We start from the raw sequence: 19,802 nt of genomic DNA on the forward strand, positions 1-19,802 counted from the left end.
CTTCGAGCGCCCGAGCGGCGTAAGCCGACAGCTTTTCCGGAAACTCGAGCAAAATGCGCGGCGCGGCATCGACCAGCACGATCCGCGCCTGCGACGGGTCGATATGCCGATACTCGCTCTTCAGCGTCGATTTGGCCAGTTCGCCAAGCGAGCCCGCCAGCTCGACGCCGGTCGGGCCGCCGCCGATGATGACGAAGCTCGTCAGCGCCTTCACCTCGGCCGGATCGCGGCGGCTTTCCGCCCAGTCGAAGGATTCCAGGATGCGGCGGCGGATCTGCAGCGCGTCGGGCAGTGTTTTGAGCGTCGCCGCGTGCTTCGACCACTCGTCATGGCCGAACCAGGCATAGACCGAGCCCGTCGCCAGGAGGAGGTAGTCGTACGGGATCGACCCGGTGTCGCGGACGAACACCTCGCGTGCGACCTTGTCGACGCCGGTGACCTCGCCGAGGATGACCGACACGTTCGGATATTTGCCGAGCAGCGCGCGGACCGGCGAGGCGATATCGGCCGGCGAGAGCGCGGCGGTCGAGACCTGGTAGAGCAGCGGCTGAAAGAGGTGATGGTTGGTGCGATCGATCAGCACCAGGTCGACGTCATACTTCACGAGATGATGTGCGGCCTCGAGGCCGCCGAAGCCGCAGCCGACGATGACGACCCTGGGCTTCTGCCCGGCGACCCGCGGAAAAAGAGGCGTTTCAATATCCGTTGTCATGCGCAATCATCCCGATGGCGGTCGAATGGCGTCCGTTGATCGGACGCTTTTGCTTGTTGCGGGCTTGGCCTAGCGTAGATTTGTCGCAACGTCGATTGGCTTCGGCTGCAGCCCAGGCATCTCGCGGCGTGCTCACGGGCGGTGGTGGCCCCGAACTTTCCCGACGGACCGTCGATTTCCGATTTGCGCTCTGCCCAGCAGGGCCTAAAAGCGCCGGGACAGCCTTGCGGAGCACGATTGCCGCGGCGTGGCCAATGCTTGAGATCAATTGGAACAGACATGCGGATCGGTCTTTTCGTCCCTTGCTATATCGATGCCTTCTTCCCGGAAGTCGGAATCGCCACGCTGGAGCTGCTCGAACGCTTCGACCTGGACGTGGACTATCCGTTCGACCAGACCTGCTGCGGCCAGCCGATGGCGAACAGCGGCTGCCACAACGAAGCGGCGGCGACCGAGCGCCTGTTCGTCGAAAACTTTGCCGGGTTCGACTATATCGTCTGTCCCTCCGGCAGCTGTGTGCATCACGTGCGCAACAAATTTTCCGCGATCGAGCAGACCGATGCGGTCACGGACGTCCGGTCGAAAACTTTCGAGCTGGTGGAATTCCTGCACGACATCTTGAAGGTCGAGGCGTTTCCCTGGGCGTCGTTTCCGCACAAGGTCGGGTTGCACAACGGATGCGGCTCGCTGCGCGGGCTCGGCCATGCCTCGCCGTCCGAGCTGAACGTGCCGTTTTTCTCCAAACCGCTCGATCTGCTCAGCAAGGTCGAGGGCATCGAGTTCGTGAAACCGGCGCGGCCCGACGAATGCTGCGGCTTCGGCGGTACCTTCTCGGTTTTCGAGGAGGCCGTGTCGGTCAAGATGGGCCAGGACAAGGTTGCCGATCACACCAAGGCCGGCGCCGCCTACATCGTCTCCGCCGACACGTCCTGCCTGATGCACCAGAAGGGCGTCGCCGAGCGCGACGGGTTGCCGATGAAATTCATCCATATCGCCCAGGTGCTAAACGGGGCGGCGGCATAGGCCTCTGCGGCCGATTCGATTCCTGAGTGCGAACCCCATAGGCTAGGCCTATCCGTCGCCGCGACCGCCGGGAAGCGAGTTTGAAAGAGGAAGGAGAATCCCGTCATGGCCGAAGACAATGTGCATAAGGTCCTCGATATCTTCTCCTATTTCGACAGCAAGGCCGGAGAAGTTCTTTTAGCGACCAACTTCGTCGCCGTTGGAGCACGGCGTCAGTGGCGCATGAGCGATCTTCAGGAAGGCATCGAAGAAGCGAGCCGGATCGGTTGGGTCGAGGCGGCCCCGCAGGGCGGTTGGCGCCTGACTGAAGATGGGTTCCGCGAAGCGGCCCAGCACTCGTGATGGCGACGGCCGGTCCGCGATGAAAAAAGTCGACGATGTCAGTTTCGGTCACTTCGACTGGCTGGTCGAATGCCGGTCGCAAAATCAGCGAACGACCCTGAGGCTCTACAAGATCGTAGAGGCCAAGGAAATCGTCCTGAGCCGGCATTTCGTTTACCGGGAACTGGCGCAGGACCTGACGGCGGTCGCCTTCTCCCTATGGAGGGCCGTTTTCCTCAGTGATCTGACGGGGATCTCGGGCGACCAGCTTGCGGACGTCAAAAAGTTTCTTCAGTCCTTGATCGCGCATAACGCCGTCCTTTATCAGACGGATTTCAGCACGCGCGAATGGACCTTCCAGTATTATCTCGACAACGCACTGCTTCGACTGGATCGCATCGAGAAACACCTTCCGCCGGATGGCCGATCATCCGAGTTTCGTCTCACCCCCAAGTCGGCAAAAGACACGTGGGTCTTCGCTCAGGATAGCCTTGATGGCATGGTTTCAACATTCGAGGAGACGTTAGATGTCTATGACCGATAACGACTCTTCATTCGATCAAAACGGCAAACGTCTTGAGAATGCCGAGGCGACTTCCCGACCGATCCACGCCAAGCAGCGCGAGGCGCAGCCGAAGGGCGCGATCGACCGCGGCAACAAGCCCATCGACCATGCCGAAGCGGCCAAGCGCTTTCTGGCCGCACCCGAGCATCTCAAATTCCACGACGAGCGTCTGTGGGACCTGCGCCAAAAACGCGACAAGCAGATGCACGGCCTGCCCGAATGGGAAGAGCTGCGCAGCCTCGCCTCCGCGATCAAGGAACATACGCTCACCCATCTCGACACCTATCTCGAGCAGTTCGAGGCAGCCGCCATCGCCAACGGCGCGACGGTGCATTGGGCCAAGGACGGCGACGAGCACAATCGCATCGTGCTCGGCATCCTGCGCGACCACAACGCCAAGACGCTGATCAAGAGCAAGTCGATGCTTACCGAGGAATGCGGCATGCGCCACTTCCTCACCGATCAAGGCATCACCATCACGGAGACCGATCTCGGCGAGCGCATCCAGCAGCTCGACAACGAGGCGCCGAGCCATGTTGTCGTGCCCTCGGTACACAAGCTGCGCAGCGATATTTCGGACGTCTTCGCCCGCACGCTCGGCACCGAGCCGGGCAACGACGATCCGCATTATCTCGCCGAGAGCCAGCGGATGACGACGCGGCCGCTCATCCTCGAAGCCGATGCCGGCATGACCGGCGGCAACTTCATCATCGCCGAAACCGGGACGGTGGTGACCTGCACCAACGAGGGCAACGCGGATCTCTCCGCCAACACCCCGAAGCTGCACATCGTGTCGGTCGGCATCGAAAAGCTGCTGCCCCGCGTCGAGCATCTCGGCGTTTTCATCCGTCTCCTGTCGCGTAGCGCGCTGGGTTCGCCGATCACGCAATACACCTCGCATTTCCGCGCGCCGCGCCGTGGCGCCGAGATGCATATCGTGCTGGTCGACAACGGGCGCTCGGCGCGGCTGGCGCTGCCGGAGTTCTGGACCTCGCTGAAATGCATCCGCTGCGGCGCCTGCATGAACACTTGCCCGGTGTATCGCCGCAGCGGCGGCCTGAGCTACGGCTTCACCTATTCCGGCCCGATCGGTCTAGTGATCGACCCGACCTTCAACAAGCACAAGTTCTCCAACCTGCCGTTTGCCTCCACACTGAACGGAAGCTGCACCAACGTCTGCCCGACCAAGATCAATCTGCACGAGCAGATCTATGCCTGGCGCAAGGTGATGGCGGATACCCACGAGGTGCCGTTCGCCAAGAAGACGGTGATGCAGGCGGCGGGTGTCGTGCTCGGCAATCCCAAGCTTTATCGCGCGGCGATCGCGACCGCCGACAAGGCGCTCTTCAGCCTGCCGCGCTTTGCGCTCTACAGCCGGATGAACGCCTGGGGCAAGGGCCGCGAGAACCCGGCGACTCCGGGGCAGAATTTCCACGTGTGGTGGGCGAAGAACCGCGCGGCGAAGGCCGCGACGGCCAAGAATGGCGCGGTGAAATCATGAGCAGCCGCGACGACATTCTGGGGGCGATCCGCCGCGATCGTCCGGCGCCCCTGCCGCTGCCCGACGTGCCGATGTTCGACGAAGGGCGCGCCGACGACCTTCTCGGCCGCTTCACCGCCGCCTTCACCATGATGGGTGGCAAGATGCTCGACCTGCCGGCGGACGGCGACCCGCTGGCGGAGATCCGGGCGCGGGTGGCGAAGGCCGGCGTGGTGATCTCGATGGTGCCGGAAGTTGCCGGCAACACCGTGCTCGATCCCGAGCTGATGCCGTCGAAGCTCGAAAACGTCGACATCGCCATCGTGCGCGCGGCGTTCGGCGTGGCGGAGACAGGTTCGATCTGCCTCACCGAGCGCGAACTCGGCGTCAACACGCTCGGCTATCTCGCGCAGCACCTCATCGTCCTGCTCGATCCCGCCGACCTCGTGGTCAACATCCATCATGCCTATCACCGGCCCGAAATCCACGCGGCACGCTACTGCGTGTTCCACACGGGGCCGTCGGCGACCGCAGACATCGAAGGTGTGCTGATCCTCGGTGCCCAGGGCGTGCGGTCACTCTCTATCCTTTCACTTCCTCGCGCGTGATCGCCTGGCTCCGCCGCGACATGTAGATCGAGGTGATGAGGACGAGGGTCAGGCCGGCGAGGACGCCGAGTTCGATCATCGCATGGTCGAAGGACGGGGCCGGGTGCCCCGTCGTCGAGTTCGCGCCCGAGGTCTGTAGCGTGACAACGAGGATCCGTCGCACCGTGGCGATGAGCCCGACGATGAGGAAGGGTTCGACCGCCAAGTGCATCGAGGTGATCGACGCGCGTACCGTATGGAGAATCTCGACGAGCATCAGGACGAACAGCAGCTTGTCGACGATCTGGAAGACGTTCTCAGTCTCCGGCCACTCGCGGATCGCGGTCCACATGTGGGCCACCGTGCCGGTCAGCACGAGAAGGGTGGCGAAAACCAGAATCACGCCGATGCTCACCGAGATCGCGTGCTCGGTCCGCTCGAACATCGCGGTGACCCAGGAGCGCCGCTTGGTTTCGTCGCTGCCATGCTGCGGGGCTGTATTCGTCACGTCGTCCATCGGGCATCCCTGAAGTTGAGCTGCATTTCACCCGATCACGCGCACAGTGCAACCGCTTAGCACGGCGCTTGCCTCGACGGAGGTCCGCAGCTTAGACGGTGGCGTAGAACAACGAGAGGTGCGGGATGCTCAGCTATGTCTGGATCGGGCTCGGCGGCGCGATCGGTTCGATCGCGCGCTTCGCGGTCGCCGGTGCGATCGATCGCGCGAGCCCCGATCCGTTTCCCATCGGCACCGTGCTGGTGAATGTCAGCGGCTGTCTCGTCATCGGGTTCTTCGCCGCGCTGACGGCACCCGGTGGGCGCTATAGCGTTCCCGGTGATGTCAGAACCTTCGTGATGGTCGGCCTCTGCGGCGGCTACACGACCTTCTCGTCGTTCAGCCTGCAAACCCTGGTGCTCTTCGATCTCGGCGATGTCTTTCGCGCCGGGCTTAACGTGGTCGCCTCGGTCGTCCTGTGCCTGCTCGCCGTCTGGGTCGGCTCGATGCTCGGCCATGGTCTGGCGCCGCTCAAGACGCCATAGACCGGCTGCCCGAGACAGCAAAAAGGGCGATCTCGCGACCGCCCTTTTTTCATCGTTGCCCGGCTGCCAGGGCAGCGCGCCGATTACTGGCCGTAGAAGCCGTGGTTGCCGATGGTGTTCTTGAACCCGGTGGCGCTCTGACGATCAGCCTGGCTGGCGTTATCGACATAAGCCGAGCGGCCGGTCACGACGCCGTCGTTGACCCGCGCTTCGTAGGCCGGAGCGGAGCGCTCGACATACGAGGACTGCGCGAGAACGGGGGAGATCGCGCCGAGGGAGAGAGCGGCAGCGGCGATGAGGATCGAGGTCTTCATAATGAGCTCCTTAAAGAGGCATGTGAGGCCGGTTATCGAGCAACCTGCCTGCTTGACAGCCTATATGCGCCTTTAGGCGGCTAAAGTTTACCCATCCAGGCATGTCGGTTTGCATCGCAGCAAAGCGGTGCGCTCATGCCTGTCGTGCGCAATCTTTCGTGTGTCGTAGAGTCGCCGCGTGAGTGTCATGCGCCGATACCTGGGAAAAATGGCGTCGGGCCTAGCCGGGCTCGAAATCCAGGCCGAGGTCGAGAACCGGCGCGCTATGCGTCAGCCAGCCGATCGAGATCAGGTCGACGCCGCTTGCCGCGACGGCTGGCGCAGTCTCCGGCGTGATGCGGCCGGAGGCTTCGGTGATGGCGCGGCCGGCGACCATCCTGACTGCGCGCGTCAGCGTCTCCGGGTCCATGTTGTCGAGGAGAACCGCATCGACGCCGAGGCCGAGTGCTTCTTCGAGTTGCGCCAGCGTGTCGACTTCGAGCTCGATCTTGACGAGGTGCCCGACGCCCGCTTTGGCGCGTTCCACCGCGGGGCGGATGCCGCCAGCGACCGCCACGTGATTGTCCTTGATCAGCACGGCGTCATCGAGCCCGAATCGATGATTGCCGCCGCCGCCGATCCGCACCGCATATTTCTCGACCGCGCGCAGGCCCGGCATGGTTTTGCGGGTGCAGACGATCTGCGCCTTGTGCCCTTCGATGGCGCGCACGACCCGGTTGGTCGCCGATGCGATCCCGCTGAGATGGCACATGAAATTTAGGCCGGTGCGCTCGCCGGTGAGCAGGCCGCGCGCCGGGCCCTCGACCACCGCGACGACATCGCCCGGCACGACTAGGCTGCCGTCCGGTTTTTCCACGCGCATAAGGATTCTGGGCTCGACCAGGGCAAAGGCGATCCGGGCGAGCGCGAGACCGGCGATCACGCCGGGCTGTCGCGCCCGGATCGTCATCCTCGCATGCTGTGTCATCGGCACGATCGAGTCGGTGGTGAGATCGCCGGCCCGGCCGAGATCTTCGAGCAGCGCGTTGCGGACGAGCGGCTCGAGCATCACGTCGGGCAGCGGAGGAACCGGGAGGCGATCAGGCTGCAACGGCGGATACCAGCATTTCGGCGTCGCGGAGGGCGTCGCTCAGGGTCAGGGTTCGCGTCAGCGCGACGGTCGCGTGGTGCGGCCAATCGGTACGAAAATGGGCGCCGCGGCTTTCCCGCCGCTGCAGGGCCGTCACGGCGATCAACAGGCCGACGAGAGCCGGATCGGCCTCGGCGCCGTTGCCGATCGCCAGCGGCAGCAGGGCTTCGATTCCCGTTCGCAGCGCCTGCCGATCGCGCAGAACCCCCGCGGCATTCGACACGATGCGACGGACACCGGCAGGGTCTTGACGAACCGGCAAGGCAACGGCGCGGGGCGCGACGACCGGCGCCGTTTCCGCGCCTTCGATGCTGCGGGACACCGTTCGGGCACAAACCACGGCCTCGAGCAGCGAGTTGCTGGCGAGGCGATTGGCGCCGTGGAGGCCGGTGCGGGACACCTCACCGCAAGCCCAGAGGCCGGCAATCGTGCTGCGTCCTTCCGCGTCGACCGCAATCCCGCCCATATGATAATGCGCCGCCGGGCGAACCGGGATCGGCTCGCGGTCGGGATCGATGCCGTGCGCGTGACAGAGCGCCGTCACGGTGGGAAAATGCGCGGCGAACCCGCCGGGCACGCGGCCACGGGCGTCGATGAAGGTTTGATGCCCATCGGCCAGCTCGGACCAGAGCGCGCGGGCGACGACGTCGCGCGGCGCCAGTTCGGCGCCGGGCACATCGGCCATGAAGCGACGGCCGGTTTCGTCGACGAGAATCGCACCTTCGCCGCGTACGGCTTCGCTGACGAGCGCCACCGGCGTGCCAGGCGTGTCGAGCGCGGTCGGATGAAACTGCACGAATTCAAGATCGGCCAAGGCAGCGCCGGCCCGCGCCGCCATCGCGAGCCCCTGGCCGAAACAGCCGGCCGGATTGGTGCTGCGCAAAAACAGGCCGCCGATGCCGCCCGTCGCCATCACGACCTGGCGCGTGGCGATCGTGATCGCTTCGTTGTTGCGCGCGGCAAGCACGCCGGTCACGGCGCCATCGGCGGTCAGCAGCCGCCGCGCGTCGACGCCTTCCAGCACCGTAATGCTGGGGCAGGCGCGGACTGCCGCAACCACGGCACGCATGATTTCGCGCCCTGTCGAATCGCCGGAGGCGTGGACGATGCGCCGGCGCCCGTGGGCAGCCTCGAGCCCGAGCCGCAACACACCTGCGGCGTCGCGGTCGAAGCGTGTGCCGATCTTGACCAGCGTATCGATGGCATCGGCAGCACCGGCCAGGATGCGCTGCGCTGCGGCGGCGTCGCAGAGTCCGTCACCGGCCGCGAGCGTATCGACAAGATGCTGGCCGGCATCATCATCCGGCCCGACGCTTGCGGCGACACCGCCCTGCGCCCAGACGCTCGACGCCTCGGTGCCGAGCGCCACCGGCGAGAGCACGGTCACGTGCCGTGGCGCCAGATGCAGCGCTGTCATCAGGCCGGCGAGGCCGCCGCCGATGACGACGGGCCGACCCGCAAAAGACGCAGCGCTCATCGGACGGCCAGCATCCGTTCCACCGCACGTCGCGCGGGCTCGGCGACGGACGGGTCGATCAGGACTTCATGCGTCAGCGTCTCCAGCGAGTGCCGGAGGTTGCCGAGGGTGATCCGCTTCATGTGCGGGCAGAGATTGCAGGGGCGGACGAAGTCGAGTTCGGGATACTGCACCGCCACATTGTCGCTCATCGAACATTCCGTCAGCAGCACGACTTTCTGCGGACGGTTGTCGGCGACGTACTTGATCATCGCAGCCGTCGATCCCGCGAAATCGGACTCTGCCACCACATTGGGCGGGCATTCCGGATGCGCCAGCACGACGACGCCGGGATAGGCGTCGCGCATATCGCGAACATCGTTGGGGGTAAAACGCTCGTGCACTTCACAGTGTCCGGCCCAGGTGATGATCTCGACATCGGTCTGCTTGGCGATGTTCTGCGCCAGATATTCGTCCGGGATCATGATGACCTTCGGCACGCCGAGCGACTCGACGACGGCTAGGGCATTGCCGGATGTGCAGCACATGTCGCTCTCCGCCTTCACCGCGGCGGACGTGTTGACGTAGGTCACGACAGGCACGCCCGGGTGCTTCAGGCGCAACGCGCGGACGTCCGCGGCAGTGATCGACTCCGCCAGCGAGCAGCCGGCGTTGGTGTCGGAGATCAGCACCATGCGGGTGGGGTTGAGCAGCTTGGCGGTCTCGGCCATGAAGTGCACGCCGGCGAGCACGATCACGTCGGCGTCGCTATCCTGGGCCATGCGGGCGAGCGCAAGACTGTCGCCGACGAGGTCGGAGACGCAGTGAAAGATCTCTGGCGTCTGGTAGTTGTGCGCCAGGATGACGGCGTTGCGCTCCTTCTTCAGGCGAAGGATCGCATCGATGTCATCGGCATAGGCCGGCCACTCGAAGGCCGGAATGAACCGGCTGACGCGGTTGTAAAGGGGGGCGGTGCGTTCGAGTACGCTCGACGCTGAGGCTAGCGGCACGACTTATACTCCAAACGAGCATTTCATACCGCTGAAGATGACCCTGCCAGGTGCATTCGTCAAGACCCCTAAAATGAGGAGAGAAAGCTGACCCACCCAACGGCAGGTCGCTGCGTCACGGTCGCGGTAGTTTGGTCCCAACCATCGCCCGCTCGTCGAGAATATCGCGGCGGAACCGCACCAGCTTGGCCGGCCGGCCGCCGGTGTCTGTCGCCAGCGCGCCGATCTCCTCGACGAGATCCTGCTGCTCGATGAGACGTCGGAAATTCTGCTTGTGCACGAGCCGCCCCGCCAGCGCCTCGACGCTGCGCTGCAACTGCAGCAGCGTAAAAGTCTCGGGCAAAAGCTCGAACACCACCGGACGGTATTTGATCTTGGCACGCAGGCGCGCCATGCCGGTGGCGAGGATGCGGCGATGGTCACCGGTCATGCGCAGTCCCATCCGCGCTTCGCTCTCGGTGTCGAGGGTGTGCGCCTCGGGGATCAGCGCGGCCTCGAACAGAAGCTCGTAGCGCTGCAGCACGAGGTCTTCGTTCCAGCCGTGCCCGTCGAGACCGAAGGCGATGGCACAACGTTGGGCGCGAACCTTTCCGGTGCGAGCGTCCGGCGCATGGCCTACCCACGCCTGGAGCGCAACGGCAAGCGCCGTAGCGCGAACCTCATCGACCTGACGCCGGTCTTCCCATGGGAAGAAGGCATACCAGTCGCGCCACTCCGGGTCGCCGGTCGGCGCCGGTGTCCTTGAGGCGGGACGCTCGCGGGTGAGCCCGAGGTAGCTGATCGACACCATGCGCAAGCCGTCGCCGTCGCCGCCGCGATCCCGGTCGGCGAACGTGTAGAGCTGCTCGACATAGCCGATAGGATGGTGGGTCTGCTGTTCCACCCAGTCGCGCAGGCCGGATTGCAGGGAGCGGTGCGCCAGCTCGAACGGCCCGGAGGGCAGCGCACTGCCGCCGATCGTAAGGATGCGGGGCTGGTCGTCCGTCACCGCGACGAGCACGGCGATGAGGTTGACCGCCAGCGTCTCGGCCTGCGCCGCTATGGTCGGCGCAGAACTCACGCCTTTTTCAGAAAGCACGTCTTGAGGACTAGGCCTTTGACCTTGTCCGCGTTGCACTCGATTTCGTCTTCATCCTCCGTCAGGCGAATGTTCTTGATCAGCGTGCCGCGCTTGAGCGTGACGGAGGTGCCCTTGACCTTGAGATCCTTGATGACCTGCACGCTATCGCCATCGCTTAACGGCGTGCCGTTGCTGTCCTTGACTGTCATCGCGGTCATAGCGGTCTTTCTGGGATGAAGGATCGCTCCGTGTAGATCGTTTTTGATCGAAGGCGAAGAGCATACGAGACGAACCCTTTGCTCAAGACGTTCGCGTCGGGTATTATCCCTTTTCAGATAAGAAGCGACCCGCTTAGGGATAAAATGAGCGAATATCGAGACTTAAGGGGAGAACAGGCCCGCCAGATCATCGATCTGGAACAAGTCTTTGCGACCTTTATGTCCGCTCGCGCCGAGCTTGGCCAGCGCTATACCGGTGCCATGTCCTGGAAAACTGTCGGTGGAAAGACGTACCTATATCGAAAAACGGCCGACATATGGAAGTCGCTTGGACCGCGAACGGCGGCGACCGAAGCGATCCATGAACAGTTTCACGAAGGCCGGACTAGGGTCAAGGAGCGCGTCCGTAGTCTCACCCAACGGCTCGACGAGATGGCGCCGGTTAACAGGGCCTTATCGCTTGGCCGCGTTCCTTTAATCGTCGCACGAATTCTCCGGACGCTGGGCGGAGCGAAGCTGATCGGCAATTCCGTCGACGTTGTCGGCACGAACGCTTTGTTCGTCTACGAACGTCTTGCCGGCGTGCAGATCGCGAGCGGCCTGCTCGCAACGGGCGATGTCGATCGCCTTCTTGATAGTCGCAAGAGCCTCAAGCTACTGGCGCGCGACGTTGCCGCGAAGGGGATCATCGGCCTGCTCAAGACGGTCGACAAGTCTTTTGAGCCGATCGGAAGAGGGGGATTTAGTGCCGCAAATCGCGACGGCTATCTTGTGGACCTCATCCGGCCAGCAGGGAAAAATCCGTTGGTCACGGAAGGTCGGAGCCAAATCGGCACCGCAGAGGATGAACTGAAAGCCGTTGAAATCGAAGGGCTCGCATGGCTCGTCAATAGCCCCAAGGTGTCGGCAATACTGATCGACGAGCGGGGCTATCCGTTCGAGCTTGTGGCGCCGGACCCACGCGCGTTCGCCTTGCACAAGGCGTGGCTGGCAAAGCGCAGTGACCGTGATGCCTTGAAGCGCGGTCGCGATGCGGCTCAAGCAAAACTTCTTGCCGGCTTAATCGCAACCCGCCTTCCGCACCTTGCTTTCGATGATCCGGCGCTCGGCGCCATGCCGCTTGCGCTGCGCCGCCTAGCCACGGATCTCCTCCCAGACGACGAGGCTGGGCAGTCACACGATCTCTTGCCGAACTGGTAGGACGCACTCACGTCAAGGCCGCAGATCTCGCTCAGAGACTTGGAAGGTCGTGCTCGGGCCAGTGTCGACCGCGTCCGGGCGCACCGAGACGGTGTAGCGGCCTTTGGAAACGTGCCAGCAATGATCCTTGACGTCGAAGCGTGCGAGCAACCGGGGATCGACGGCGACGGATACGCGCTTCTTCTCGCCCGGTCGCAGCGCGACGGACTGCCAGCCCGCAAGGCGCCGGGTAAACAAACCCGCGGGGCTGTCGATATAGACCTGCGGCGTGTCGATGCCATCGCGGGCGCCGGTATTGGTGACGTCGAAGGTGGCCGTGGCGATGCCGTGTCTGCTCGTCACCGTCACCGCGCCGGTGGAAAACCGCGTGTAGGACAGGCCGTAGCCGAACGGAAACAGGGCGGGGTGTCCGGTGCGGAAAAACCATTTGTAGCCGACGTCGGGCCCTTCGACGTTGTAGTCGACCGAGAACATCTCGCCCTTCAACGGCTCGCCGGGGTTGGCGGTCGTCGACTCCGGATCGCGCACGGCGGGACGTGGCAGTTCCGTTTCGGTCTGCGGGAAGGTGATGGGCAGCCGTCCCGACGGATTGACTGCGCCGAACAACACGGCCGCGATGGCGTCGCCGCCGCGTGCGCCGGAGTACCAGGCTTCCATCACGGCCGGCACGTTCGATAGCCACGGCATCGTGACGGGGCCGCCGGTCTGCAGCACGACGACGGTGTTCGGGTTGGCCGCGGCAACGGCCGCAATCAAACGATCCTGGTTCAGGGGAAGCGCGAGGCTCGGCGCGTCGCGCGCCTCGTTCATCCATTGCTCGGCGAAAAGAACCACCACGTCGGCGTCGTGCGCAGCTTGCGCCGCCGCCACAGAATCGTGCCCGTCGAGAAAATCGACCTTGGCGCCTGGCGCTTCGCGTAGGATCGCGTGGAGCGGCGACGACGGGTCATAGAGCTTTGGTTGGCCGTAGTACTTTCCCGGCGGGTCGCCCGGCAACCGCAACGCCCCGATCGGGACGACCTGCGATGAGCCGCCGCCCGACAACACGCCGAAATCCGCATGCTCGCCGATGACGAGGATGCGCCGCAGCGTGCGCGGCAGCGGTAGGCGGCCCTTGTCGTTCTTCAAAAGTACGATGCCGCGTCGCGCCACCGCTTCGGATACGCTTGCGTTCCTGGCCTCGTCGATCGCGCCGCCCGAGTGGGCGGGATGATCGATGCTGCCGCTCGCGAACGCGGCGCGCGCGATGCGAAACACCATGTCGTCGAGCCGCGCCGCGGGGACGCGTCCGGCCTGGATGGCATTTTTCAACGGCGCATCGAACATGATGCTGCCGTCGAGATCCTCGCCGGATTCCTGGTCCAGCCCAGCCAGCGCGGCGTTTTCGGTGGAATGGGTGGCGCCCCAGTCCGACATGACCCAGCCGTCATAGCGCCAGTCGCCCTTCAGCACGTCCTTGATGAGGAACGGGTTTTCCGAAGCGAACTGGCCGTTGATCTTGTTGTAGCCGGTCATTACCGCGCGGGGTTTGCCTTGCTCCAGAGCGATCTCGAAGGCGAGGAGGTCGGACTCGCGCGCCGCCTGCTCGCCGATCACCGAGTCGAGCATGACCCGGCCGGTCTCCTGATCGTTGACGGCGAAATGTTTGAGCGTGGACATCACGCCCTGGCTCTGGATGCCGTCGATCATGGCCCCGGCCATGACGCCGGTCAGCAGCGGATCCTCGCCGATATATTCGAAATTGCGGCCGTTGCGTGGATCGCGCGTCAGGTCGGCGCCGCCGGCAAGCATGATGTTGAAGCCGAAGGCCCGCGCTTCGGAGCCGATCATTGCGCCGCCGCGCCGCGCCAGATCGGGATCGAAGGTGGCGCCGATCGCCAGCCCCGAGGGCAGCGCCGTCGCGTTGACCGCGGCGCTGGTCGGGTTGGTGACGCCGAGACCGGCGTCCGTCTCCTGGAGCGGCGGAATGGCGAGACGCGGAATTCCAGGGTTAAAACCCGCCGAATTCATCGCACCATCAGGTTTGGGGTGTCCGCGAAAGGGCGTGCCGAACCGCGTGTGAACAAGGGCAAGTTTTTCATCGAGCGTCATCGCCGCGAGGAGCAGCCGGGCCCGCTGGTCTGGTGGCAGCGCACGATCGGACCAGGGCGTCTGCGAGATTTCGGCCTGGAGAGGCGATGCGAAAAGCAATCCGACACAAACCAACATCTTTGATTGCGACCGCATATTTTGAAATTCTCCAGCGCAGGCCCTGTTGTCCCGCTTCAAGCAAGGCAAGCTTCGGACCCCTGGCAGAAATGCCGGAGGGCGACAAGGCGGCGGCGATCATTTGCGAGTGAGGCGAGACGTTGCAGGCGGTCCACGGCTGAGTGCGCTGCCGCGCGTCGCGCTCGCCTTCATCCTCAGTCTCTAGGATGGCACCGATATCGCGCCTGTCATGCAAAAACCGAAGGACGACCAGCATGTCAGGCTCGACACGATAATAGACGCGGAGCGCTTTAAATTCCTTCACAGGCCAAACGCGCAGCCCCGTCAGCAAAGGATTGTTAAAACGCCGTGGACTACCAGCCTCCGGCCTATGGGCGATCGCCTCGACAGTATGGCTTACCGCGGTGATCCAGCGTTCCGCTATGTCAGGCAGATCAGGTCGAGATAGCGTTGATATATCTCGAGGATGTCCCGGCGCGCGGCAGGTCTGATCGTAAGGATCACCCCAGTGTCTTCTTAGCCTTATGCATGTTCATCAAGCCGTCGGCTTCCGATCTCAGGTCGCTCCAAAATGCCTCGTCGATAGGCGCAGCATCGCCTGAAGCCAAGCTCTCAAGGAGCAGCCCTTCAAGACGATCGTCGCGTTGCTTGGCCTGGGCGGCGCGTAAAAGGCTTCGAATATAGTCGCTTATGTCGCCATGACCCTTGGCGGCGCGCTGGCTCTCGACGAACTGCTTCAGGGACTCCGCGAGGGAAATCGTCACCGTGGCCATGGGGATCCTCGTTTGCACCCAAGGATACCGGTGTTCTCGTCGCTTCTCAACAGGTCTGGGGGGCCGGCTAAGCCCGCATCCCCGCAGCGGCCGCGAACAATGTCTTCGGCTCCTTAGATTTTCGCATCGCGGTCAGCGTCGGCCCGTCGCGCAAACGCCGGGCGATGCCGGCCAAAACGTTGAGCTGCTCGCAGGACGGCGCGGCCGGCAAGAGCACCAGGCACACGAGGTCCACCGGCTTTTCGTCCACCGCATCGAAGGCGAGCGGTGAGCTGAGCCGCGCCAGAAGGCAGAACGGCTGACTGATCGTGGTCAGCCGCGCGTGCGGCAGGGCGATGCCGTTGCCGAGCCCCGTCGACCCCAGGGATTCGCGATGATGCAGGGCCTCGGAGATCGGGCCGGGCTCGATCGCGAGGGCAACCGCAGCGCGCTTGGCGAGCTCGTTCAGACATTGCGTCTTGCTGGAAAAGCGCTGATCGACAAGGCACTGCGTCGGCTGCAACAGGGTCGAGAGATCCATGGCGCTTTCTGTCTGATCAGTCCGGTGCCCGCAGGCGGTAGCCCACGCCGGTCTCGGTGAGGATGTAGAAAGGACGGTCCGGCGTCATCTCGATCTTCTGCCGCAACTGCCGGATGTAGACGCGAAGATATTGCGGATCGGTAGCCGGTCCCCACACGCCTTTCAAGAGGAAGGCGTGGGTCAACACCTTGCCGGCATGCTGGACCAGCAGGCGCAGGAGTTCGTATTCCTTGGGCGACAGTTTGACGTCGACGTCCTTCACCCTGACGATGCGCCGCACCAGGTCGACGCTCAGGCCGTCGACCTGGAACACCGGCTTCTCGCCCTGCACCTGCAGCCGATGCCGCAGAGCCGTTCGGACGCGAGCCAAAAGCTCGTTCATGCCGAAGGGCTTGGTCACGTAGTCGTCGGCGCCGAGGTCGAAGGCTTTGACCTTGCCGCCCTCGTCGTCGCGGCTGGAGAGCACCAGGACCGGCACGGTGCTGCCGCCCTCGCGCATGGCCCGCAACACGTCGAGCCCCTGCATGTCCGGCAGGCCGAGATCGAGGATGACGAGGTCGGGATTGCTTCTGACCGCGATCAGCGCGTCGGCGCCGTTGGCGGCGTCGATCACCTCGTAGCCCTGGGTGCCGAGTCCGGTGCGCAGCAACCGCCGGATCGGCGGCTCGTCGTCGACGACGAGGATACGAATGGTGAGTGCGTTCACGCCGCGGTATCCAGAGTCTTCTGACCGATGGGGACGGGCAGCCGCAACGTGAACACGGCGCCCGCGTGGTCGGAGCGGTTGCCTGCCGTGATCGTGCCACCCATGGACTCCACGAAGCCGCGCGAGATGGCGAGGCCGAGACCGGTGCCGGCCAGCACATGATCGCCCTTGCGGGCGCGGTAGAATTTTTCGAACACGTTCTCGAGGTCTCCCGGCGGAATACCCTCACCCTCGTCGAGGATCTGCAGCAACGCCCAGCTGCCGTCCTGCCAGGTCTGGATGCTGATGGTCGAATGATCCGCCGCATATTTCCCGGCATTGTCCAGGAGGTTGAACAGAACCTGATCGAACAGGACGGCATCGAGCATCAGCATCGGGAGGTCGGCGGCAAGCGCGACGTCGACCCTGTGATCTCGGAGGATAACCGCGGCGCGGTGCAGCGCAGCCCCGATGAGTTCGGAAAGATCGTGCAAGGCGAGGTTCGGCGTGATCGCGCCCGACTCGAGCTTGGTCATGTCGAGCAGGTTGGCGATGAAGCGGTTGAGCCGTTCGGATTCGGTGATCACGGTCGCGATCAAGCCGACCTTGCCGTCCTCGTCGATCGCGCCGCTGAAGTCGCGCAGCGTCGAGGCGGCGCCGAGGATCGAGGCCAGCGGCGTCTTCAGATCGTGCGAGATCGAGGTCAGCAGCGCGCTGCGCAGGCGGTCCGTCTCCACCGCGAGCTTGGCGCGGTCGACGTCCTCGGCCAGATGCACGCGCTCGATCGCCAGAGCGGCCTGATCGAGCAGCGACTCCAGCAGCCGCCGCTGCTCCGGCGTCAATAGCGGGCCCGGCTTGTCGCGATCGAGGCCGACGACGCCGACCGGGCCGCGACCCGTGCGCATCGGTGCGAACAGCCACTTGCCGCCCGGCAATGTGTCGGAGCCGCGTCCTGCCGGCCGGTTGTTGCCCCAAGCCCATTGCGCCGCGCCGAGGTCGGCATTGTCCAGCGTGTCCTCGGGGGGATAGCCGGCCTTCAGCACCAGGGTTCCGTCTTCCGGCAGCAACATGACGACCCGCACCTTGAGCATCGACGCGATCTGATAGGCCGTCGCCCACAGCACGTCATCGGTCGTGAGGCAGCTGCCGAGCTTGCGGCTGAAACCGTAGAGCGCCTCGGTGATCCGCGCCCGGGTCTGCGCGACCTTGGCCTGATTGCGCGCCCGTGCCGCAAGGTTCGAAACCAGAACGGCGACCAGCGTAAAGAAGAACAGAGCCGCGACGTTGGTCGGATCGGCGATCGTAAAAGTGTAGAGCGGCGGCAGGAAAAAGAAATTGTAGGCCAGCGACGCGGCAACGACGGCCAGCAGCGAGGGCAGAAGCCCGAAGGTCACGGCGACGCCGACGATCGCGGTGAGAAACACAAGGTCGACGTTCTGCACGCCGAACACCGGCTGGATAAGCTTCGCGGCGCCGAGCGCGACCGCGACCATGCCGAGCGAGACGACGTAAGGCGACAGCGCCAGCGGCGCCCGCGCCGGTTCCGGACGCATCGGCTTGGTGCCGGTTTCCGCGACATCCTTGTCGTCGCCGGCAATGACATGGACGCTGATGTTGCCGGCGCGGCGCACGAGGTCATGCACCACGGATCCGTTCAGCAGCTCGAACCAGCGTGACCGACGCGTCTTGCCGACGACGATCTGCGTCAGATTGTTGGCGCGGGCATAGCCGACGATGTCGTCGGCGACGTAGCGGCCGCCAGGAATGGTGATCGGATCGGCACCGAGCCGCTCGGCGAGACGCAGCACATCGGCGATGCGGTCGCGCTGCTTTTCGGAAAACTGCAGGCTGCGGCCGGTTTCGATGTAGAGCGCCGTCCAGCTCGCATGCAGCCGGTCGGCGACGCGCTTGGCATAGCGCACGAGAGCCGCCGAGCGCGGGTCCTCGCTGACGCAGACGAGGATGCGCTCGCCCGCCGCCCAAGGGCCGCTGATGGCATGCGACTGCATGTGGGTCAGCAGCTGCTCGTCGACGCGTTGCGCGGTGCGGCGTAGCGTCAGCTCGCGTAAAGCCGTGAGATTGCCGGGCGAAAAGAAATGCTTGAGGGCCCGTTCGGCCTGGCGCGGGACATAGACCTTGCCCTCACGCAGGCGCTGGATCAGGTCGTCCGGCGCGATATCGATCGCCTCGATGTCGTCGGCCGCGTCGAGGACGGAATCCGGCACCGTCTCGCGGACGCGGATGCGGGTAATCTGGGCGATGACGGTGTTGAGGCTCTCGACGTGCTGAATGTTGAGGGTGGAATAGACGTCGATGCCGGCGGCGATCAGTTCCTCGACGTCGAGGTAGCGCTTGGGATGCCGGCTGCCCGGCGCGTTGGTATGGGCGAGCTCGTCGACGAGGACGAGCGCCGGGCGTCGCGCGAGAATGGCGTCGATGTCCATCTCGTCAATGTCGCGGCCCTTATAGGTGATGTTCTGGCGCGGGACGGTTTCGAGGCCGTCGAGGAGCGCTTGGGTCTCGGCACGCCCGTGGGTTTCGACGATGCCGACGACGACGTCGATCCCGTCGCGGCGTTTGGCCTGTGCCGCCTGCAGCATCGCGTAGGTCTTGCCGACGCCCGGTGCCGCGCCGAGGAAGATCTTCAGGCGTGCCGAGCGCTTTTCCTCGCGCTGCGCGGTGTGGAGGAGGGCGTCGGGCGACGGCCGGTGGTCGTCGGTCATTTTATACTTCTGTCATCCAAGCTGTCCGCGGCCTGCCCCTCTCCCCCTTGCGGGGAGAGGATGGGAGTGGGGGTCGTGGTGTTCATCGGAGCAAGCGGATGGACCCCCACCCCTGGCCCCTCCCCGCAAGGGGGAGGGGGACGCGCCGCCTCTTCGTCGTTGCATTCAACTCTTCGGCAGCTTGTCCAAGGCCATGTTGAGCGCCAACACGTTGACCCGGGGCTCGCCGATCAGCCCCAATGTACGCCCTTGCACCAGCCCGGTCACGAGCGCGCGCACCTCGTCCTCCGAGATCTTGCGAGCCTTGGCGACGCGGGGCACCTGGAACAGCGCGGCTTCCGGCGTGATGTCCGGGTCGAGGCCCGAGCCGGAGGTGGTGACGAGGTCCTGCGGCACCGGCGCGTTGGGGTTTTCCGCCTGCAGCTTGATCGTGTCGTCCTTCACCCGGTCGATCAGGGCCTTGTTGGTCGGGCCGTAGTTCGAGCCGCCGGAATTGGCGGCGTTATAGGGCGCCGGCACCGTCTTGGTGGCGTCCTTGGGGTCGGGGGCCGTGGTCGCCGACGGGCGCCCGTGGAAGTAGATCTCTTTGGTGAAGACCTGGCCGATGAGGTCGGAGCCGAGCACCTTGCCGGACTCGTCGACGACGAGACTGCCCTCGGCCTGGCGCGGCATCATCACTCCGGCGATGCCGGTCATCGCGAGGGGATAGATAAGCCCGGTCACGACCGTCAGGACGACGAGGATGACGAGGGCGGGGCGGATCTGTTTGAGCATGAT

22 protein-coding genes are annotated in these 19,802 nt (G+C 64.6%); 7 read left to right on the forward strand and 15 right to left on the reverse strand.

What is annotated here, in order from left to right:
* Positions 1 to 712: NAD(P)/FAD-dependent oxidoreductase (locus GSQ79_RS24640; protein ID WP_158811403.1), on the reverse strand; the 712-nt coding region annotated here is incomplete at its 3' end.
* 279 nt (positions 713 to 991) lie between these two features.
* Here GSQ79_RS24640 and GSQ79_RS24645 point away from each other — a divergent pair.
* The 5 genes from GSQ79_RS24645 to GSQ79_RS24665 all read left to right on the forward strand — a co-directional run bounded on the left by GSQ79_RS24645 (position 992) and on the right by GSQ79_RS24665 (position 4,709).
* Positions 992 to 1,735 carry a (Fe-S)-binding protein gene (locus GSQ79_RS24645; protein ID WP_158811404.1) on the forward strand — a complete coding sequence of 248 codons (744 nt, stop codon included), beginning with the start codon at positions 992 to 994 and terminating at the stop codon, positions 1,733 to 1,735.
* A 105-nt stretch (positions 1,736 to 1,840) separates the two neighbouring features.
* The gene (locus tag GSQ79_RS24650) at positions 1,841 to 2,077 is read left to right on the forward strand and encodes a hypothetical protein (RefSeq protein WP_158811405.1); all 237 of its coding nucleotides are present in this window, start codon (positions 1,841 to 1,843) and stop codon (positions 2,075 to 2,077) included.
* A 19-nt stretch (positions 2,078 to 2,096) separates the two neighbouring features.
* Positions 2,097 to 2,600 (forward strand): hypothetical protein, encoded by a 504-nt coding sequence (locus tag GSQ79_RS24655; RefSeq protein WP_158811406.1) that lies wholly within the window; start codon positions 2,097 to 2,099, stop codon positions 2,598 to 2,600.
* Positions 2,584 to 4,122, forward strand: coding sequence for a lactate utilization protein B (locus GSQ79_RS24660; protein WP_158811407.1), 1,539 nt, complete (start codon positions 2,584 to 2,586; stop codon positions 4,120 to 4,122). The genes GSQ79_RS24655 and GSQ79_RS24660 overlap by 17 nt, the downstream gene beginning before the upstream one ends.
* Positions 4,119 to 4,709 carry an LUD domain-containing protein gene (locus GSQ79_RS24665; protein WP_158811408.1) on the forward strand — a complete coding sequence of 197 codons (591 nt, stop codon included), beginning with the start codon at positions 4,119 to 4,121 and terminating at the stop codon, positions 4,707 to 4,709. The genes GSQ79_RS24660 and GSQ79_RS24665 overlap by 4 nt, the downstream gene beginning before the upstream one ends.
* Here the strand turns inward: GSQ79_RS24665 and GSQ79_RS24670 are convergent.
* Positions 4,684 to 5,205 carry a phosphate-starvation-inducible PsiE family protein gene (locus GSQ79_RS24670; RefSeq protein ID WP_158811409.1) on the reverse strand — a complete coding sequence of 174 codons (522 nt, stop codon included), beginning with the start codon at positions 5,203 to 5,205 and terminating at the stop codon, positions 4,684 to 4,686. The two genes, GSQ79_RS24665 and GSQ79_RS24670, sit on opposite strands and share 26 nt — an antisense overlap.
* 125 nt (positions 5,206 to 5,330) lie before the next feature.
* Here GSQ79_RS24670 and crcB point away from each other — a divergent pair, with 125 nt between their 5' ends.
* Positions 5,331 to 5,729: a fluoride efflux transporter CrcB gene (crcB, locus tag GSQ79_RS24675; RefSeq protein WP_158811410.1), complete on the forward strand. Its 399-nt coding sequence runs from the start codon at positions 5,331 to 5,333 to the stop codon at positions 5,727 to 5,729.
* An 83-nt stretch (positions 5,730 to 5,812) separates the two neighbouring features.
* Here the strand turns inward: crcB and GSQ79_RS24680 are convergent, their stop codons facing one another.
* The 6 genes from GSQ79_RS24680 to GSQ79_RS24705 all read right to left on the reverse strand — a co-directional run bounded on the left by GSQ79_RS24680 (position 5,813) and on the right by GSQ79_RS24705 (position 10,907).
* Positions 5,813 to 6,043 (reverse strand): hypothetical protein, encoded by a 231-nt coding sequence (locus tag GSQ79_RS24680; protein ID WP_158811411.1) that lies wholly within the window; start codon positions 6,041 to 6,043, stop codon positions 5,813 to 5,815.
* A 220-nt stretch (positions 6,044 to 6,263) separates the two neighbouring features.
* The gene (nadC, locus tag GSQ79_RS24685) at positions 6,264 to 7,091 is read right to left on the reverse strand and encodes a carboxylating nicotinate-nucleotide diphosphorylase (protein ID WP_158811462.1); all 828 of its coding nucleotides are present in this window, start codon (positions 7,089 to 7,091) and stop codon (positions 6,264 to 6,266) included.
* A gap of 31 nt (positions 7,092 to 7,122) precedes the next feature.
* Positions 7,123 to 8,649 (reverse strand): L-aspartate oxidase, encoded by a 1,527-nt coding sequence (locus GSQ79_RS24690; protein ID WP_158811412.1) that lies wholly within the window; start codon positions 8,647 to 8,649, stop codon positions 7,123 to 7,125.
* The gene (gene nadA, locus GSQ79_RS24695; RefSeq protein WP_158811413.1) at positions 8,646 to 9,638 is read right to left on the reverse strand and encodes a quinolinate synthase NadA; all 993 of its coding nucleotides are present in this window, start codon (positions 9,636 to 9,638) and stop codon (positions 8,646 to 8,648) included. The genes GSQ79_RS24690 and nadA overlap by 4 nt, the downstream gene beginning before the upstream one ends.
* Positions 9,639 to 9,753: 115 nt before the next feature.
* The gene (locus GSQ79_RS24700) at positions 9,754 to 10,698 is read right to left on the reverse strand and encodes a hypothetical protein (RefSeq protein WP_158811414.1); all 945 of its coding nucleotides are present in this window, start codon (positions 10,696 to 10,698) and stop codon (positions 9,754 to 9,756) included.
* Positions 10,695 to 10,907, reverse strand: coding sequence for an alkylphosphonate utilization protein (locus GSQ79_RS24705; protein WP_174243269.1), 213 nt, complete (start codon positions 10,905 to 10,907; stop codon positions 10,695 to 10,697). The genes GSQ79_RS24700 and GSQ79_RS24705 overlap by 4 nt, the downstream gene beginning before the upstream one ends.
* A gap of 87 nt (positions 10,908 to 10,994) precedes the next feature.
* On the opposite strand from GSQ79_RS24705, the gene GSQ79_RS24710 reads away from it, so the two are divergent.
* Positions 10,995 to 12,116 (forward strand): nucleotidyltransferase domain-containing protein, encoded by a 1,122-nt coding sequence (locus tag GSQ79_RS24710; protein WP_246725564.1) that lies wholly within the window; start codon positions 10,995 to 10,997, stop codon positions 12,114 to 12,116.
* A 12-nt stretch (positions 12,117 to 12,128) separates the two neighbouring features.
* Here the strand turns inward: GSQ79_RS24710 and GSQ79_RS24715 are convergent, their stop codons facing one another.
* From GSQ79_RS24715 to GSQ79_RS24745, 7 genes are all read right to left on the reverse strand, one after another.
* Entirely contained in the window at positions 12,129 to 14,306 is a 2,178-nt protein-coding gene (locus tag GSQ79_RS24715; RefSeq protein WP_210253210.1) for a beta-glucosidase, read from the reverse strand.
* On the reverse strand, positions 14,194 to 14,850 hold the full coding sequence (locus GSQ79_RS30455; protein ID WP_158811464.1) for a type II toxin-antitoxin system RelE/ParE family toxin: 657 nt from the start codon (positions 14,848 to 14,850) through the stop codon (positions 14,194 to 14,196). The genes GSQ79_RS24715 and GSQ79_RS30455 overlap by 113 nt, the downstream gene beginning before the upstream one ends.
* The gene (locus GSQ79_RS24725; protein ID WP_158811417.1) at positions 14,825 to 15,097 is read right to left on the reverse strand and encodes a type II toxin-antitoxin system ParD family antitoxin; all 273 of its coding nucleotides are present in this window, start codon (positions 15,095 to 15,097) and stop codon (positions 14,825 to 14,827) included. Before GSQ79_RS24725 ends, GSQ79_RS30455 begins: the two co-directional genes overlap by 26 nt.
* 67 nt (positions 15,098 to 15,164) lie before the next feature.
* The gene (locus GSQ79_RS24730; RefSeq protein WP_158811418.1) at positions 15,165 to 15,617 is read right to left on the reverse strand and encodes a PTS sugar transporter subunit IIA; all 453 of its coding nucleotides are present in this window, start codon (positions 15,615 to 15,617) and stop codon (positions 15,165 to 15,167) included.
* Positions 15,618 to 15,633: 16 nt separating this feature from the next.
* A complete protein-coding gene (locus tag GSQ79_RS24735; RefSeq protein ID WP_158811419.1) occupies positions 15,634 to 16,323 on the reverse strand; it encodes a response regulator transcription factor in 690 nt (229 codons plus the stop codon).
* Positions 16,320 to 19,025: a sensor histidine kinase KdpD gene (locus tag GSQ79_RS24740; protein ID WP_158811420.1), complete on the reverse strand. Its 2,706-nt coding sequence runs from the start codon at positions 19,023 to 19,025 to the stop codon at positions 16,320 to 16,322. The genes GSQ79_RS24735 and GSQ79_RS24740 overlap by 4 nt, the downstream gene beginning before the upstream one ends.
* A 165-nt stretch (positions 19,026 to 19,190) precedes the next feature.
* The gene (locus GSQ79_RS24745; protein ID WP_158811421.1) at positions 19,191 to 19,799 is read right to left on the reverse strand and encodes a K(+)-transporting ATPase subunit C; all 609 of its coding nucleotides are present in this window, start codon (positions 19,797 to 19,799) and stop codon (positions 19,191 to 19,193) included.
* Positions 19,800 to 19,802 lie beyond the last annotated feature (3 nt).

It is taken from the genome of Beijerinckia sp. L45 (assembly GCF_009765775.1).
Classification (GTDB): domain Bacteria; phylum Pseudomonadota; class Alphaproteobacteria; order Rhizobiales; family Beijerinckiaceae; genus RH-AL1.

Coding starts and splice junctions, on each gene's coding strand:
- GSQ79_RS24690 (WP_158811412.1), bottom strand. CDS start 8,649: ATGAGCGCTGCGTCTTTTGCGGGTCGGCCCGTCGTCATCGGCGGCGGC.
- GSQ79_RS24655 (WP_158811406.1), top strand. CDS start 2,097: ATGAAAAAAGTCGACGATGTCAGTTTCGGTCACTTCGACTGGCTGGTC.
- GSQ79_RS24725 (WP_158811417.1), bottom strand. CDS start 15,097: ATGGCCACGGTGACGATTTCCCTCGCGGAGTCCCTGAAGCAGTTCGTC.
- GSQ79_RS24730 (WP_158811418.1), bottom strand. CDS start 15,617: ATGGATCTCTCGACCCTGTTGCAGCCGACGCAGTGCCTTGTCGATCAG.
- GSQ79_RS24670 (WP_158811409.1), bottom strand. CDS start 5,205: ATGGACGACGTGACGAATACAGCCCCGCAGCATGGCAGCGACGAAACC.
- GSQ79_RS24680 (WP_158811411.1), bottom strand. CDS start 6,043: ATGAAGACCTCGATCCTCATCGCCGCTGCCGCTCTCTCCCTCGGCGCG.
- GSQ79_RS24650 (WP_158811405.1), top strand. CDS start 1,841: ATGGCCGAAGACAATGTGCATAAGGTCCTCGATATCTTCTCCTATTTC.
- GSQ79_RS24645 (WP_158811404.1), top strand. CDS start 992: ATGCGGATCGGTCTTTTCGTCCCTTGCTATATCGATGCCTTCTTCCCG.
- GSQ79_RS24740 (WP_158811420.1), bottom strand. CDS start 19,025: ATGACCGACGACCACCGGCCGTCGCCCGACGCCCTCCTCCACACCGCG.
- nadC (WP_158811462.1), bottom strand. CDS start 7,091: ATGCTCGAGCCGCTCGTCCGCAACGCGCTGCTCGAAGATCTCGGCCGG.
- GSQ79_RS24665 (WP_158811408.1), top strand. CDS start 4,119: ATGAGCAGCCGCGACGACATTCTGGGGGCGATCCGCCGCGATCGTCCG.
- GSQ79_RS24660 (WP_158811407.1), top strand. CDS start 2,584: ATGTCTATGACCGATAACGACTCTTCATTCGATCAAAACGGCAAACGT.
- crcB (WP_158811410.1), top strand. CDS start 5,331: ATGCTCAGCTATGTCTGGATCGGGCTCGGCGGCGCGATCGGTTCGATC.
- GSQ79_RS24705 (WP_174243269.1), bottom strand. CDS start 10,907: ATGACAGTCAAGGACAGCAACGGCACGCCGTTAAGCGATGGCGATAGC.
- GSQ79_RS24745 (WP_158811421.1), bottom strand. CDS start 19,799: ATGCTCAAACAGATCCGCCCCGCCCTCGTCATCCTCGTCGTCCTGACG.